Source organism: Sphingobium sp., assembly GCF_032153725.1.
Taxonomy (GTDB): domain Bacteria; phylum Pseudomonadota; class Alphaproteobacteria; order Sphingomonadales; family Sphingomonadaceae; genus Sphingobium.
On record NZ_JALDYQ010000034.1, the window covers coordinates 1 to 15,186 of the forward strand.

Annotated in this window: 18 protein-coding genes; 12 read left to right on the top strand and 6 right to left on the bottom strand. The window is 67.2% G+C overall.

The window, feature by feature from the left end; all coding sequences use genetic code 11:
- Nucleotides 1-165: 165 nt before the first annotated feature.
- The 8 genes from RUH75_RS12470 (at nucleotide 166) to RUH75_RS12505 (ending at nucleotide 5,250) form a co-directional block, all read left to right on the top strand.
- Entirely contained in the window at nucleotides 166-621 is a 456-nt protein-coding gene (locus tag RUH75_RS12470) for a hypothetical protein (protein WP_313806349.1), read from the top strand.
- Nucleotides 622-625: 4 nt separating this feature from the next.
- On the top strand, nucleotides 626-1,387 hold the full coding sequence (sufC, locus tag RUH75_RS12475) for a Fe-S cluster assembly ATPase SufC (RefSeq protein ID WP_313806351.1): 762 nt from the start codon (nucleotides 626-628) through the stop codon (nucleotides 1,385-1,387).
- Nucleotides 1,384-2,151, top strand: a complete 768-nt coding sequence (locus RUH75_RS12480; RefSeq protein ID WP_313806353.1) for a SufD family Fe-S cluster assembly protein — start codon at nucleotides 1,384-1,386, stop codon at nucleotides 2,149-2,151. Before sufC ends, RUH75_RS12480 begins: the two co-directional genes overlap by 4 nt.
- Nucleotides 2,148-3,356 (top strand): cysteine desulfurase, encoded by a 1,209-nt coding sequence (locus tag RUH75_RS12485; protein ID WP_313806356.1) that lies wholly within the window; start codon nucleotides 2,148-2,150, stop codon nucleotides 3,354-3,356. The genes RUH75_RS12480 and RUH75_RS12485 overlap by 4 nt, the downstream gene beginning before the upstream one ends.
- Nucleotides 3,353-3,817, top strand: coding sequence for an SUF system Fe-S cluster assembly protein (locus tag RUH75_RS12490; protein WP_313806358.1), 465 nt, complete (start codon nucleotides 3,353-3,355; stop codon nucleotides 3,815-3,817). Before RUH75_RS12485 ends, RUH75_RS12490 begins: the two co-directional genes overlap by 4 nt.
- Nucleotides 3,817-4,188 carry an iron-sulfur cluster assembly accessory protein gene (locus tag RUH75_RS12495; protein ID WP_313806360.1) on the top strand — a complete coding sequence of 124 codons (372 nt, stop codon included), beginning with the start codon at nucleotides 3,817-3,819 and terminating at the stop codon, nucleotides 4,186-4,188. The genes RUH75_RS12490 and RUH75_RS12495 overlap by 1 nt, the downstream gene beginning before the upstream one ends.
- A gap of 18 nt (nucleotides 4,189-4,206) precedes the next feature.
- Nucleotides 4,207-5,004: an SDR family NAD(P)-dependent oxidoreductase gene (locus RUH75_RS12500; protein WP_313806362.1), complete on the top strand. Its 798-nt coding sequence runs from the start codon at nucleotides 4,207-4,209 to the stop codon at nucleotides 5,002-5,004.
- A 90-nt stretch (nucleotides 5,005-5,094) separates the two neighbouring features.
- Nucleotides 5,095-5,250, top strand: coding sequence for a hypothetical protein (locus RUH75_RS12505; protein WP_313806363.1), 156 nt, complete (start codon nucleotides 5,095-5,097; stop codon nucleotides 5,248-5,250).
- Here the strand turns inward: RUH75_RS12505 and RUH75_RS12510 are convergent.
- The gene (locus RUH75_RS12510) at nucleotides 5,247-6,137 is read right to left on the bottom strand and encodes an EamA family transporter (RefSeq protein WP_313806365.1); all 891 of its coding nucleotides are present in this window, start codon (nucleotides 6,135-6,137) and stop codon (nucleotides 5,247-5,249) included. The two genes, RUH75_RS12505 and RUH75_RS12510, sit on opposite strands and share 4 nt — an antisense overlap.
- The gene (locus RUH75_RS12515; protein WP_313806367.1) at nucleotides 6,134-7,150 is read right to left on the bottom strand and encodes a beta-eliminating lyase-related protein; all 1,017 of its coding nucleotides are present in this window, start codon (nucleotides 7,148-7,150) and stop codon (nucleotides 6,134-6,136) included. Before RUH75_RS12515 ends, RUH75_RS12510 begins: the two co-directional genes overlap by 4 nt.
- Before the next feature lie 155 nt (nucleotides 7,151-7,305).
- Between RUH75_RS12515 and RUH75_RS12520 the strand changes: the two genes are divergently transcribed.
- Both RUH75_RS12520 and RUH75_RS12525 read left to right on the top strand, forming a co-directional pair.
- Nucleotides 7,306-8,397, top strand: a complete 1,092-nt coding sequence (locus RUH75_RS12520; protein WP_313806369.1) for a branched-chain amino acid aminotransferase — start codon at nucleotides 7,306-7,308, stop codon at nucleotides 8,395-8,397.
- Nucleotides 8,398-8,482: 85 nt separating this feature from the next.
- The gene (locus RUH75_RS12525; protein WP_313806372.1) at nucleotides 8,483-9,691 is read left to right on the top strand and encodes an FAD-dependent monooxygenase; all 1,209 of its coding nucleotides are present in this window, start codon (nucleotides 8,483-8,485) and stop codon (nucleotides 9,689-9,691) included.
- Between the two features lie 37 nt (nucleotides 9,692-9,728).
- Here the strand turns inward: RUH75_RS12525 and RUH75_RS12530 are convergent, their stop codons facing one another.
- The 4 genes from RUH75_RS12530 to hemC all read right to left on the bottom strand — a co-directional run bounded on the left by RUH75_RS12530 (nucleotide 9,729) and on the right by hemC (nucleotide 13,072).
- The gene (locus RUH75_RS12530) at nucleotides 9,729-10,478 is read right to left on the bottom strand and encodes an alpha/beta fold hydrolase (protein WP_313806374.1); all 750 of its coding nucleotides are present in this window, start codon (nucleotides 10,476-10,478) and stop codon (nucleotides 9,729-9,731) included.
- Between the two features lie 113 nt (nucleotides 10,479-10,591).
- Entirely contained in the window at nucleotides 10,592-11,470 is an 879-nt protein-coding gene (locus RUH75_RS12535) for a hypothetical protein (RefSeq protein ID WP_409592351.1), read from the bottom strand.
- Between the two features lie 10 nt (nucleotides 11,471-11,480).
- On the bottom strand, nucleotides 11,481-12,149 hold the full coding sequence (locus tag RUH75_RS12540) for a uroporphyrinogen-III synthase (protein WP_313806379.1): 669 nt from the start codon (nucleotides 12,147-12,149) through the stop codon (nucleotides 11,481-11,483).
- On the bottom strand, nucleotides 12,146-13,072 hold the full coding sequence (hemC, locus tag RUH75_RS12545) for a hydroxymethylbilane synthase (protein WP_313806381.1): 927 nt from the start codon (nucleotides 13,070-13,072) through the stop codon (nucleotides 12,146-12,148). Before hemC ends, RUH75_RS12540 begins: the two co-directional genes overlap by 4 nt.
- A gap of 44 nt (nucleotides 13,073-13,116) precedes the next feature.
- Here hemC and tsaD point away from each other — a divergent pair, with 44 nt between their 5' ends.
- Nucleotides 13,117-14,151 carry a tRNA (adenosine(37)-N6)-threonylcarbamoyltransferase complex transferase subunit TsaD gene (gene tsaD / locus RUH75_RS12550; protein ID WP_313806383.1) on the top strand — a complete coding sequence of 345 codons (1,035 nt, stop codon included), beginning with the start codon at nucleotides 13,117-13,119 and terminating at the stop codon, nucleotides 14,149-14,151.
- A 13-nt stretch (nucleotides 14,152-14,164) separates the two neighbouring features.
- Nucleotides 14,165-15,136, top strand: coding sequence for an NAD(P)H-dependent glycerol-3-phosphate dehydrogenase (locus RUH75_RS12555; RefSeq protein ID WP_313806386.1), 972 nt, complete (start codon nucleotides 14,165-14,167; stop codon nucleotides 15,134-15,136).
- Nucleotides 15,137-15,186: the final 50 nt, after the last annotated feature.

Below are 15,186 nucleotides of genomic sequence, written 5' to 3' on the forward strand. Positions count from 1 at the left end.
CCTGGACCAGGAAAGCGCGGTCAGCCTGATCGTCAACGGCTTCGCCAAGGAAGTGCTGCAGCAACTGCCGATGGAATTCGCGGTGGAAGCGCAGAAGCTGCTGGGGATTTCTCTCGAAGGATCGGTGGGCTGAGGCCCCCCAAGGTTACACTAAGGAATAGAATCTTGAGCGACGAAGACGATATCCAGGATGCCCTCGCCGATTTCGCGGAGGATGTCGGCAATGGTCAGGCATGGACCGCCGCGATCCGCATCCTGACTGAGGATTATGAGCTGGAGGAAGGCGAACTTCAGGCCCGCGCCGCCAAGGATTTCGGCGATCTCGACGCCTGGCAGGCCGAATGCCGCGCCGCGCTGGACAAGGGCGACCTGGCCTTCACCGAACGGCTCAAGACCGACAAGGCGTTCCACAAGGCGAAGGCGCCCAACCTCGCTCGCATGGCTCCGGTGACGGAATTCGTGACCGGCATGCTGGAAAAGGGCGCGCCCGAACCCGGCGCCGACTGGTGGCCCTATATGCCGATCAAGCGCCATATCGACACGCTGTTCCCCGCACCGGGCGATGTGCGGGACATGGCCTTCTGGACCGCGCGGACGCTCCAGCGCGCGCATAAGGGTTGAATACATGCTGACGATCGACAATCTGACCAATGAAATCGACGGCAAGGCGATCCTGAAAGGACTCTCGCTCTCCATCAACGCGGGCGAGATCCACGCGATCATGGGGCCGAACGGCGCGGGCAAGTCGACCTTGGCCTATACGTTGGGCGGCCGTCCGAACTATGAGGTGACCGGCGGCACCGCGACCTTCGAAGGCGCCGATCTGTTCGAGCTGGAGCCGCATGAGCGCGCCGCCGCCGGGCTGTTCCTGGGCTTCCAGTATCCGGTCGAGATTCCGGGCGTGTCCAACCTGCAATTCCTGCGCGAGAGCCTCAACAGCCAGCGCAAGGCGCGGGGGCAGGAGGCCCTGTCGGGCGGCGAGTTCATCAAGCTCGCCAAGGAAAAGGCGGGCCTGCTCGGCCTCGACATGGAGATGCTGAAGCGTCCGGTGAATGTCGGCTTTTCGGGCGGCGAGAAGAAGCGCGCCGAAATGGTGCAGATGGGCATTCTCGACCCCAGGCTGGCGATCCTCGACGAAACCGACTCCGGCCTCGACATCGACGCGCTCAAGATCGTGGGTTCCGGCATCAACGCCATCATGCGCAAGCCCGACAAGGCGGTGCTGCTGATCACCCATTATCAGCGCCTGCTCGACTATGTGAAGCCGGACTTCGTGCATGTGCTGGCGGCTGGCCGGATCGTGAAGTCGGGCGGCCCCGAACTGGCGCTGGAACTGGAGCGCGAGGGTTATGCTGATGTGGTTGGGGCGGAGGTGGCTGCGGCGTGACCACGCTCACCCTTCCCACGCGCCCCCTCCCCACACGCAGGGCCGAGGAATGGCGCTACAGCGATCTTGAGGCGCTGGCGACTATCTGGCCGACGCCCGCGCCGGTGCGCATCGATGTCGCCGCCGGGGACACTGCGCGCCATCATCTGTTGCAGGATGCGGGCGAAGGCGCGGCGGCGGTGCATGATTATGCGATCAGCATCGCGGACGGAGCGCGCTGCGATTTCCATGTGCTCAATATCGGCGGCAAATTCGGCCGCGTGACCTTCACCGTCACGCTGGGCAAGAATTCGCATTTCGAACTGAAGGGCGCGATCATTGGCGGCGGCGATCAGGTGCTGGAGATCATCACCGCCGTCACCCATGCGGAAGCCGATGCAACCAGCGGCCAGACGATCCGTTCGATCCTGGGCCAGCGCGCCACCGGCAGCTATCTGGGCTCCATCAACGTCGCCCGCGATGCGCAGCGCACCGATGCCTTCCAGTCGGTGAAAGCCATGCTGCTCGATCGCACCGCCACGGCGAACGCCAAGCCTGAGCTGGAAATCTACGCCGACGACGTGAAATGCGCTCATGGCGCGACCGTGGGCGAACTGGACAAGCAGGCCCTCTTCTACATGGCGAGCCGCGGCATGGACCCGGCGACGGCCAAGACACTGCTCTTGAAAGCCTTTGTCGCGGGCGTGTTCGACGATGTTGCCGATGAAGCGGTGAAGGACAGCCTCGAAGCCGCCGCCATCGCCAAGCTGGAGACGCTGGTATGACCGTCAGCGCCGCAGAAAAGCTGAGCCTGCGCCGCGACTTCCCCGGCGTCGGTACCTGGCACTATCTCGACAGCGCCGCCACCGCGCAGAAGCCCAGTACCGTGATCGACGCCATCGCCCGCGCCTATGGTCCGGACTATGCGACGGTCCATCGCGGCGTTTACGAGCGCTCGGCCAATATGACGCTCGCCTATGAAGCCGCCCGCCGCAAGGTCGCGCAGTTCATCGGCGCGGCGTCGGACAGCGAGATCGTCTATGTCCGTGGCGCGACCGAGGGCATCAATCTGGTCGCGCAAAGCTGGGCGGGGACGCAGTTGAAGGCGGGCGATCGCATCCTGCTCTCGATGCTGGAGCATCACAGCAATATCGTCCCCTGGCAGATCGTCGCTGAGAATGTCGGGGCGCAGATCGACGTCGTGCCGCTGACCGCCGACGGCAAGATCGACCTCGATGCGATGCAGGCGATGATCACCCCCGCGCACCGGATGGTCGCGCTCGCCCATGTGTCGAACGTGCTGGGCAGCGTCCTCGACGTTCGCCGCGCCGCCGATATCGCCCATAGCGTCGGCGCCAAGATCCTGATCGACGGTTGCCAGGCCGTGCCCCGCCTTGCCGTGGATGTGCAGGCGCTGGACTGCGATTTCTACGTCTTTTCCGCGCACAAGCTCTACGGCCCGACCGGCATCGGCGCGCTCTGGGGGCGGAAGGAACTGCTCGACGCCATGCCGCCCTATCAGGGCGGCGGCTCGATGATCGACAAGGTGACGTTCGAAAAGACCACCTATGCCCCCGCGCCAACCCGGTTCGAGGCGGGGACGCCGCATATCACCGGCGTCGTCGGCCTGTCGGCGGCGATCGACTATGTGCAGGCCATCGGCCTTGACGCGATCCACGCCCATGAATGCGCGCTGGTCGGCAAGGCGCGGACGGCGCTGGAAAGCCTGAACAGCGTGCGCGTCTTCGGGCCGGAGGACAGCGCGGGCATCCTCTCCTTCGAGGTGGAGGGGGTGCATCCGCACGATGTCGGCACCATATTGGACGAAACGGGCGTCGCGATCCGCGCCGGGCATCATTGCGCGCAGCCGCTGATGCGCCATCTGGGGGTCGAGGCGACCGCGCGGGCCAGCTTCGGCATCTACAGCGACGAGGGCGACGTGGATGCGCTGGTCAAAGGCATTGAAAGAGTGAGGAAAATCTTCGGATGAGCGAAGAGCGGAAGATATTGGTGGAAGAGGTCGAAGCGGTGGAAACACCCCCGAAGGCGCGCGTCGAGGAAACCACCGATTCTGGCCATCGCCAGCGCGACTATCTCGACGGCTTCCTTGCTCAGAAGCCCGCCGAAACGTCCAAGGGCGAGCCGGGCGGCAGCCTTTATGACGCCATCATCGATGCGCTCAAGGAAATCTACGACCCGGAAATCCCGGTCAATATCTATGATCTCGGCCTCGTCTACGGCGTCGACGTGACCGAGGACGGCCATGCCGTCGTCACCATGACGCTGACCACGCCGCATTGCCCGGTCGCCGAATCCATGCCGGGCGAAGTCGAACTGCGCGTCGGCGCGGTGCCGGGCGTGGGCGACGCGCAGGTGAACCTCGTCTGGGACCCGCCATGGGACCCGCAGAAAATGTCGGATGAGGCCAAGCTCGAACTGGGAATGCTCTGATGACCCCTACTTCCAATGGCGAAACCAAAATCCGCGCCCGCCCCGCCGCCGTCATCCTGACGCCCGCCGCGCAGCAGCGCGTCGCGGACCTGATGGCGCAGGCGCCCGAAGGCACGATCGGCGTCAAGCTTTCGACCCCGAAGCGCGGCTGTTCGGGCCTTGCCTATTCGGTCGACTATGTGAGCGAGGAAGCCCGGTTCGATGAGAAGATCGAAACTCCCGGCGGCACCTTCTATATCGACGGCGCCTCGGTTCTCTATCTGGTCGGCTCGACCATGGACTGGGTGGAGGACGATTTCACCGCCGGGTTCGTCTTCAACAACCCCAATGCCAAGGGCAGCTGCGGCTGCGGCGAGAGCTTCACGGTTTAGGCATCCCAGCCGTTGAATATGCCTCATATGCTCATCCTCGGCATGGGCTACACCGCCTCCCGCCTGGCCGCCCGCCTGCGCGGCGAGGGTTGGCAGATCACCGGCGTCCGCCGCATTGCCGATGCGCAAGCGCTCGCCTTCGATGACGGCAGCGCCGTCCGCGCGGCCATTGCGCAGGCCAGCCACATCCTCTCCTCCGTCCCGCCGGAGGGGGACGCCGATCCCGTCCTCGCCCGCTATGGCGCCGACATCGCCGCCGCGCCCGCGATCTGGAGCGGCTATCTCTCCTCTACCGGCGTCTATGGCGATGCGGCGGGCGCGTGGGTCGATGAATCCAGCCCCATCCGCCCCGGCCGCCGCGCCGCCCGCGCGCGGGCCGATGCCGACTGGGGCGCGCTCCGCCCCGACATGCGCCGTTTCCGCCTGCCCGGCATTTACGGGCCGGGCCGCTCGGCGCTCGACCGGGTGCGGGAAGGGCGGGCGCATCGCATCGACCTGCCCGATCAGCTGTTCAGCCGCGCCCATGTCGACGACATCGTCTCGGGTGTCGTCGCCTCGCTGCATCAAGGGCCGTCGGGCATCTACAATCTTTCCGACGATCTCCCCTGCGCGCAGAATCGGCTGATCGAAGCCGCCTGCGTCCTTCTTGGCCGGCCTCTGCCGCCGCTGCTGACGCTGGAGGAAGCGCGGCTCTCCCCCATGGCCCTGTCCTTCTATGCCGAAAACCGCCGCGTCGCCAATGGCCGGGCCCGGCGCCTGCTCGGCTGGTCGCCCCGCTATCCGACCTATCGCGAAGGCCTGCCCGCCTGCCTTTGACGCGGCCCGCCGCAAAGTCGGATCATCGCTAACGCCTTCTTAACCATCCCTGCCCGATGACGGTGCCGTCAGCTTCGCAAGGACAGGAAAATGGACCGCTTCGACAATGCCTTCGCCGCCCTTGGCCAGCGCATCAACACCCTGTCCATGCCGGCGCGCGCCGCCTCCACGCCCGTCCCGCTCACCAGCCTGATCGACAAGGTGAACGCCGCCAAGCGTCTCTACCGGCCGGGCGTGCGGCGTTAAGCCTGCCTGGTCCGCAGCGCCACCACCATTCCAATAATCGCCAGCAGCGCGCCGGCACTCGCCAGAGCGGTCCAGCGATAGCCCTCCACCAGCGTGGAGATCAGCATGGCGATCACCGGGATCAGCACGCTGGTATAGGCCGCGCGCCCCGCGCCCATGCGCTGGATCAGCCGGAAATAGAGCGGAAAGGTCACGACCGATCCCGCCAGCCCCAGCCAGGCAATCCCGGCCAGATAGCCCAGCCGCAACTCAATCACCGGCGGCCCGGCGATGACCCATGCGAAGACCGCATTCACCCCCGCGCCGATCAGCATCGCCCAGGCCAGCACCGCCACCATCGGCAGCCGCCGCGCAATCTCCATCCCCTGCATCACATTGGCGGCCGAAGCGCTCATCAGCCCGGTGATCGAAAAGGCCGCGCCCAGCAGCACCATGTCCGGCCTGACGCTCGCGGCATGATATTCATGCGCCAGCATCAGCGCGATGCCCGCCACCGCGACAACCGATCCGGCGACAAAGGCCCGGCTCACCGGCTGGCGGAAGAAGAGGAAGCTCATGATGCTGTTGGGGATCAGCAGCATGGCATAGACCACCGCCACCACGCCGGAAGTCAGATAATGCTCCGCGCGATAGACGAAGTTGAAGTTCAGCACGAACTGAGCCACGCCCAGCAGCCCGGCAAAGACCAGCCCCCTGCCGCCGATCCGGAGCGGCACGCGTCGCACCCTGGCAAAGATCGCCATCGCCACGCCCGCCAGCAGGAAGCGATAGCAGACCGACCAGCTCGCCGGCACGCTGCCCAACTGGTCGCGGATCACGATCCAAGTGGAACTCCAGATCAGCGTGACAAGAATGAAGGGCAGGGCGACCCCCTTGTCCTCCGTCATTCTTTCAGGGCCCTGAGCGCATCGGCCAGCGGTTTTACGCTGGCGGCGTCCTGCGACCAGTTGGTGACCAGCCGCGCCGCGCCCTCTCCCCAATCGTGGAAATCAAAGCCCTGTGCCCGCAGCGCCGCCGCCTCCTGCGCCGTCAGCCGCACGAACAGCTCATTGGCCTCGACGGCATGCATCAGCCGTCCGGCCGCGGCTTCGGCCAGAGCCTGCGCCGCCCTATTGGCTGCCCGCGCATTGCGCAGCCAAAGGTCGCCCTCGACCATCGCCAGCAACTGCGCCGCCAGATAGCGGCCCTTGGAAAAGAGATGCCCGGCCCGCTTGCGCCAGCGTGCCGCCTCGGCCGCGCGCGCCGCTGCCTGCTCCCCGAAAAACACCAGCGCTTCGCCGATCATCCCGCCATTTTTGACGCAGCCGAAGGATAATATGTCGACCCCCGCCCGCCAGCTCACATCGCCCGGATGGCAGCCCAGATATGCCACCGCATTGGCGAAGCGCGCCCCGTCCATATGGAAACCCAGCCCCTGCGCCCGCGCCGCCGCGCCCAGCGCCGCCACCTCATCGGGCGTGTAGGCCAGCCCATATTCGGTCGCCTGGGTGATGCTGATCGCCCGCGCCGGCACCTGATGCACATCGGGCCGGATCGCCTTCAATCGCTCGACCACCCCCTCGGGCGATAATTTCGCGCCCTCGCCGGGCAGCGCCATCAGGCTCGCGCCATGGGTGTAGAAGCCGGGCGCGCCGCATTCGTCGACGACGATATGTGCCTCCTCATGGCACAGCACCCCGCCATAGGGCGGGCAGAGGCAGGCCAGCGATATGCTGTTCGCCGCCGTGCCGGTGGCGATCCACAGCGCCTTGACCGGGGTGTCGAACAGATTCGAAAAGGCGCCGTCCAGCCTCGCGCTCCACATGTCGCCGTCATAGCCATGGTCGGCCCGGTCGGCCGCCGCGATCGCCGCCATCACCTCCGGGCAGACGGGGGTCGCATTATCGGAGAAAAACTGCATGGAACGGGGATAGCGAGGCCGCGGCCGAGCGCCAAGAGGCCAGCCGGAGCCAAGCGGCCCTTGCTGGGCCAGATTGGTCAGTATTAATGACCCATTGTCTCCGGCCGCCATCTATGACATAGGCGGCCCCGTCCAACCCAAAGGAGTTTTTCGTCATGGACGTCCAGCAGACATCGCGCTTCACCGTCACCCGCAGCAGCCAGGCTGTATCGGCGGACCAGCGCGCGGTATTGCTGGCGGACCCGGGTTTCGGAAAGCTCTTCACCGACCATATGGTCACGATTCGCTATACGGAGGGGCAGGGCTGGCACAGCCACGCCCTTGGCCCGCGCGAACCGTTCCAGCTCGATCCCGCCTGCGCCGTGCTGCACTATGCGCAGGAAATCTTCGAGGGCATGAAGGCCTATCGTCTGGAAGATGGCAGCATCGCCATGTTCCGGCCGGAGGAAAACGCCCGCCGCTTCGCTGAGTCGGCTGAACGCATGGCGATGCCCGCTTTGCCCGAAGACGTCTTCATGGACGCCGTCGAGCTGCTGGTGAAGACCGACGCCGACTGGATTCCGACCGGCGAGGGCAGCCTCTATCTGCGCCCCTTCATGTTCGCGAGCGAGACGTTCCTGGGCGTGCGTCCGGCGAACGAATATATTTTCTGTGTCATCGCCTCGCCCGCCGGCGCCTATTTCAAGGGCGGCAAGAAAGCGGTCACGCTCTGGGTGTCGGAACATTTCACCCGCGCGGCGCGCGGCGGCACCGGCGCCGCCAAATGCGGCGGCAACTATGCCGCCTCGCTGGTCGCGCAGAAGGAAGCCAGCAAGCATGGGTGCGATCAGGTCGTCTTCCTCGACGCCGCGGAGAACAAGTGGGTCGAGGAACTGGGCGGCATGAACGTGTTCTTCGTGATGGATGACGGCTCGATCGTCACTCCGCCGCTGGGGGGCACCATCCTGCCGGGCATCACCCGCGACAGCCTGATCAGCCTCGCCCGCGCCCAGGGGCATGAGGTGCGCGAGGAACCCTACAGCTTTGCCCAATGGCGCGCCGACGCCGCCAGCGGCAGGCTGCGCGAAGCCTTTGCCTGCGGCACGGCGGCGGTGGTGACCGCGATCGGCACGGTGAAGAGCGCCGATGGCGACTTCACCATCGGCAATGGCGATGGCGGCATCGTCACCGAAGCGTTGCGCGCGGAGCTGACCGGCATCCAGCGCGGCGCCGTGGCCGATCCGGCCAATTGGGTGCGCAAGCTGTAAAACAAACATCGTGCTCCTGCCTGCGCGGGAGCACGTCGCGAACAGCCGCTTTCCATTCCTGTCCCGACAGCCTAGAACCACCGCCATGCAACGCTTCGACGTCGTCATTCTGGGCGGTGGCCTGGTCGGCCTGACCCTTGGCATCGCGCTTTCCGGCCATGGCGTGCGCTGCGCCGTGATCGATCCGGCCAACGCGCAGGAAACCACCGCCGCCGGTTTCGACGGCCGCGTCTCCGCGATCAGCTCGACCAGCCATGCCATGCTCTCCGCCATCGGCGTGGTGGCCTATCTGGAGGGCAAGGGCTGCCCGATCGACCGCATCTGGGTCAGCGACGGGCTGGAGCCGGGCGCGCTCGACTTCGCGCCGGACGCGGATGATGGCGTCATGGGGATCATGTTCCCCAATCGCGACCTGCGCGTTGCCTTGGCGCAGACGGCGGAAAAGGCGGAAAACCTCACCCGCTTCCAGCCCGATCGCGCCACCCATGTCGATCGCCATGCCGATGGCGTGACGCTGACGCTGGCGGGCGGGCAGACGATCCATGGCGCGCTGCTGGTTGCCGCCGAAGGGCGCAACAGCCCGACCCGCGAAGCCGCCGGCATCCGCACCACGCGCTGGAACTACGGGCATGTCGCGATGGTCACGGCCATCGACCATGAGGTTTCGCACGCCAATACGGCCTATGAGATCTTCTATCCCGGCGGTCCTTTCGCGTTGCTGCCGATGCTGCCGGGCACGCGATCGGCCATTGTCTGGACCGTGCCGACGGATCAGGCACCCGCCATGCTCAAGCTCTCCGAACGCGCCTGGCTGGCGGAGGCGCAGAAGCGCATGGGCGGTTTCCTTGGCGAGATCGCGCTGGCCGGGCCACGGTCGAGCTATCCGCTGGGTTTCCACCATGCGGCGCGCATCACCGATACCCGTCTGGCGCTGGTGGGCGACAGCGCCCATGCCATCCATCCGATCGCGGGGCAGGGGCTCAACCTCGGTTTCCGCGATGTCGCCGCGCTGGTGGAGGTTCTGGTGGAAGGCATGCGGCTGGGCCTTGATCCGGGCGATGCGCAACTGTTGACGCGCTATCAGCGCTGGCGCGGGCTGGACGCGATGATGACCAGCGTGGCGATGGACGGGCTGGTCCGGCTGTTCGACGTGCCGGGGCGCATTCCTTCGCTCGTGCGCCGCGCGGGTCTGGCAGCGGTGCAGCGCACGTCCCTGCTCAAGAACCGCTTCATGGCGGAGGCGCGGGGACAATCCGGAGCGTTGCCGCGCTTGCTGACGGGTGAAATGGTTTAGGGCGGATCGACTTCAGCCCTGACGGCCATCCTTCATGTCAAACCCGCATGGCCTCCAGCGCCTTGCCAACCGCCAAAATCCCCTCGGGCGATGCCGCAAAGCCCATATGGGTGCAATCCACCTCGATCGCCCGGTCCCGTTCCCCGGCGCGCCCCCTGGCGCATTCCGGCAGGATCACGCCATCCCGCCGCGACCACAGGGCCACGGTCGGCACCGGCGGCTTTTGCTCCCGATCGCAGGCAAAGGGCGGCCGATCCACCGGAAAGCCGGACACCAGCTGATAGAGCCGCCACGCATGATTGGCGCGCGGATCGCCCGAAAAGGGCGTGCCCATCGTCACCACGCCGCTGACCTTGTGGGTCGCGAATTTGGCATATTCCCGCGCGAACAGCCCGCCCAGGCTCCAGCCCACCAATATCAGCTTCGAACCGGTTTCACGCTGAATCTGATCCACCCGCCGGTCGATCTGCGCCAGACTGTCGGGCTTTGGCCCGAAATTGCGCCCCATGCCCCAGCCATGCGCCGAATAGCCCGCTGCATTGAGCACCGCGCGGAGCGGTTCCATCCGCTGTTCGGACGCCATCAGCCCGGGAATCAGCAGGATATGCCGCCCATCGCCCCGGATCGCGCCGGTCAGCGCCGATATCTGCGTCCGCGTGCGCATGAGGTCGAACGGCACCGATGCATTGCCCAGTAGATGCTGGAGCGACGGCCGCTCGGCCGCGCGCGGACCGCTGGCCAGGCGACCTTTCCAGAAACTGGCAATGGCGTCAGCATAGGGCGGCACGAAAATGTCTTTCCTTTTCCCAAAGGGAAAAATGACATTCTCATGACAATGGCCCCCGAGTCCATGGATTTTCATCCATCAGGACGAACGGTTCGTCGTTTGTGACAGCGGATTCAGGGCGCCAGCGGAGAGGTCTGCGCCACCGCTCCGCCATCGGCCGCCCGCAACTGGCGCGGCTCCAGGATCGCTGCCGTCTCGATCAGGTCGAGCGCCCGCCGCGCCTCCAGATAGCGCCGCGCAAATTGCATCCAGCGATCCGCCGCCGCGCGCCCGGGCATCTGCTCCACCTCCGCCAGCGCCGCGCCGACCCGTGACCCGTCAATATAGCGGATCGCCCGATCCAGCGCCGCCTGCGGCCGGGGAGAGGGGGTGGATGCCTTGTGAATGGTGACCAGCTCGCGCGCCTCATGCTCCAGCGCTTCCCACCAGCTCGCATCGGCAGGCGGGACCGTCACCTGATCCGCCATCGCCATCAGCCCGCCGCGCAGGTCGGCCAGCGTCACCGGCTCGCGCGCCGCATTGATGATGGTCGCCACCGCGCGCGGCTGCGCCTGGCCGAAGCGCAGCCGCAGCTGCCCTTCGACATAGCCGAGCGGCGCCCCGCTATCGAGCGCGCGCCGCGCCGCGAAGGCGACCAGCAGCCCCTCCGCCCGCGCCGCATTGCCCGACGCCGCCTGCGCCTCGACGGTGATCCGGTTGAGCCGTTCCTCCAGCTGCACGACCCGCCCGTCCAGCATCTCCGCGGCATCGACGGAGAGCGGCCGTATCGCCGCGCCGCTGCCCGGCAGGGGCGCCGCCGCGACCGATTGCGGCGACCCGCCCCAGCGCTGCGCGATGCGCGGCATGGCCAGCACGGTGATCACGACCCCGATCGCAAAGGCCAGCATCAGCAGGATCAGCATCAGCCAGGGACCCCGCCGACGCGCGGGCGCTGCTGTTGCCGGAGCCGGTGCCGCGCCGTCCGTGTCGCTCATCAAGGGCCTTTCTTCCATCAAGGCCGAATCATTCGCATAATCGGACGGCAAGGGCCAGCATCCTCTCATCATCGGGCATATCGGGCGCCTGGGCGCTGGCCCAGCCCATGCCGCAAGCCGCCAGCGCCGCCGGGCTGATCGCGATCAGGTGCAGGGCCGCGCGCTGCTGCCCGCCGACCCGCTGCGCCAGAATCTCCCCGGCGCGCGGCGAATGAACCAACAATATGCTGCCCGGCTCCAGCCGTTCCGCCAGCCCGTCATCGCTGGTCCGCTGCATTTCATATACGGCGATCCGCTCGATCCGCAGCGGTCCCGCTTCGATCGGCGCGGCCGTGCGGCCGGCCAGATGCAGCACGCTGCGATGCCCGTCCGCCGCGATCCGTTGCGCAATGGCTGTCCCATCGCCCGCGCCCGCGACGACCGACGCGAATCCCGCCGCCTCCAGCGCCTTCGCCGTCGCCCGCCCGACCGCATAGGCAGGCAGGTCCCGATAATCGGCCAGCCGGTCGCCCGCCAGCCGCGCGGCATTGGCGCTGGTCAGCAACAGCGCATCGAAACGGTCCGGGGCAGGGGCCTGCCATTCCACCACCGCTGGCGCGAACAGGGGATGAACCCGCGCCAGCAGTCCCAATTCCGCCGCCCGCTCCGCCGTCTTGCCGGCACCCGGCTCGGGTCGCAGGATGACGAGTGGCCTCACGCCTCGAACAGCGCGCGCAACGCCGGACTTGCCCGCTCCAGCAGGCCGCGTCCCATGGCTTCCGCCGCCGCCATGTCATCCCGGTCGATCCGCAGCGAATCCCCGACCGTTTCCTGCCCATCCGGACTGATGATCTCGGCGCGCAGATGAATCCGCCCATCCTCCAGCCGCCCCAGCGCCGCGATCGGCGAGTGGCAGGTCCCGCCCAGACCGACCAGCACCGCCCGCTCGGCCATCACGCAGTCGAAAGTGTCCGCGTCGCTGATCGTCGCCAGCAATGCCAGCATCGCCACATTGCCGCTCAACGTCTCGATCCCCACGGCCCCCTGCGACGGCGCGGGCAGCATGACCTCGATCGGGATCGTCACCCCCACATCCTGCAGACCCAGCCGGTCCAGCCCCGCCGCCGCCAGCAGGGTCGCATGGGCTTCCCCCGCCGCCAGCTTGGCAAGCCGCGTCGCCACATTGCCGCGAAACAGCACGACCTGCGCATCGGGTCGCAACCGCTTCACCTGCGCCGCCCGGCGCGGCGAGCTGGTCCCGACCACCGGCCTTTCCGGCAACGTGTCAAAACCTCCCGCGCCCACCAGCCGATCCCGCGCATCAGCGCGCGGCAGCATGGCGGCGATGCGGATTCCGGCGGGCCGCAGCGTCTCCACATCCTTCATCGAATGCACCGCGAAATCGATCTCGCCCTCGACCAGCGCCCGGTCCAGTTCCTTGGTCCACAGCGCCTTGCCGCCGATCTCGGCCAGCGGCCGGTCCTGAATCCTGTCCCCGCTGGTCTGCACGACGACGATCTCGACCGCGCTCTCGTCCCAGCCATGGCGGGCGCGCAATGCCGCCATCGTCATATGCGCCTGCGCCAGCGCAAGCGGAGAGCCACGGGTGCCAAGGCGGAGCGGTTGATCAGGCTTTTGCATATGCCGCTTGCTCTAATGGTCGCGGACATTAGATGGAAGCGGCAATGACGATCATCCTCGGCCTGGAATCAAGCTGCGACGAAACCGCAGCGGCGCTGGTGACGGCGGAGGGCAGGATATTGGCCCATCGCCTCGCCACGCAGGAAGAGGCGCACCGCCCTTATGGCGGCGTCGTCCCCGAAATCGCCGCCCGCGCCCATGTCGAAGCACTCGCTCCCCTGATCGAGGCCGCTTTGTCCGACGCCGCCCTCACCCTCAATGATGTCGACGTGATCGCCGCCACCGCCGGCCCCGGCCTGATCGGCGGCGTGATGGTCGGCCTCGTCACCGGCAAGGCGCTCGCCCATGCGGCGAACAAGCCCCTGATCGCGGTCAATCACCTCGAAGGCCACGCCCTCTCGCCGCGCCTCGCCGACCCCAGCCTGCAATTCCCCTATCTGCTGCTGCTGGTGTCGGGCGGCCATTGCCAGCTTCTCCATGTGCGTGGCCCCGGCGACTATACCCGCCTTGCCACCACCATAGACGATGCCAGCGGCGAAGCCTTCGACAAGACGGCGAAATTGCTCGGCCTGGGCTATCCCGGCGGCCCGGCGGTGGAAAAGGCCGCTGCGATGGGCAGCCCGAAAGCCGTTCCCCTCCCGCGCCCCTTGGTCGGCACGGCGGAACCCCATTTCTCCTTCGCGGGCCTCAAAAGCGCCGTCATGCGCGCGGCCCAATCCGGCCAATATTCGACCGAGGATATCGCCGCCAGTTTCCAGCAGGCGGTGATCGACTGCCTGATCGACCGCACTGCGCGGCAACTGGCCGACCTCAAGGACATCACCGCCCTCGTCGTCGCGGGCGGCGTCGCCGCCAACCAGTCGATCCGCGCCGCGCTCGAAACGCTGGCCGCCAAACACGGCCTGCCCTTCGTCGCCCCACCGCTCTGGCTCTGCACCGACAATGCCGCGATGATCGCATGGGCCGGCGCGGAGCGTTACGCGGCAGGCCTGATCGATGACTTGACCGTCCCGGCCCGCCCGCGCTGGCCGCTGGACCCCGGCGCCGAAAAAGCGCGCGGAGCAGGAGTGAAAGCATGAAGGCCCCCCTCCCATGAAAGCAGGTGTCATCGGAGCAGGCGCCTGGGGCACGGCGCTCGCCCAAACCCTTGCCGCAGACGGCCAGCATGTCCGCCTCTGGGCACTGGAGCCCGAAGTGGTGGAGGCGGTCAACAAGGACCGGCAGAACCCGCTCTATCTCCCCAATATCCCGCTCAGCCCGTCTATCGAAGCGACCGGCGACATCAGCACCATGGCCGACCGCGACATGCTGCTGATCGTCAGCCCGGCCCAGCATCTGCGCGCGGTCGTGGCCCAGGCTCCGGCAGGCACCCCGCTCATCCTCTGCTCCAAGGGCATAGAGGCCGGCACCAGCCTCCTCATGTCGGAAGTCGCGGCGCAGGCCCAGCCAACGTCCCCTATCGCCGTTCTTTCCGGCCCCACCTTCGCCCATGAGGTGGCCAAGGGCCTTCCCACCGCGATCACGCTGGCCTGCGCCGACGCCGATCTTGGCGCAAAGATCGCCGCCCGCATCGCCCGCCCCGCCTTCCGCCCCTATCTGTCCGACGATGTGGTCGGCGCGGAAATCGGCGGCGCGGTCAAGAATGTCCTCGCCATCGCCTGCGGCGTTGCGGAGGGTGCTGGCCTCGGCCTCAACGCCCGCGCCTCGCTGATCAGCAGGGGTTTCGCCGAAATGACCCGCTTCGGCCTCGCCCGCGGTGCCCGCGCCGAAACCCTGGCCGGCCTTTCGGGCCTTGGCGATCTCGTCCTCACCTGCTCCTCGACCAACAGCCGCAACTTCTCGCTGGGCAAGGGGCTGGGCGAGGGCCAGTCGGCCAAGACCCTCCTCTCCAACCGCCGGACCGTAGCGGAAGGGGCCTTCACCGCCCCCGTCCTGCGGCAGGCCGCCCGCGCCGCCAGGGTCGAAATGCCCGTGGTCGAAGCTGTCTGCGCCCTGCTCGAAGACGCCGCGCCGCTCGTCCAGGTCATGGACGCGCTGCTCGCCCGTCCGCTGCGCGCCGAATAAAAACTCGCGCTCTTTCCAGATATTGCTACAGTCCGGCACCACAAAATGAC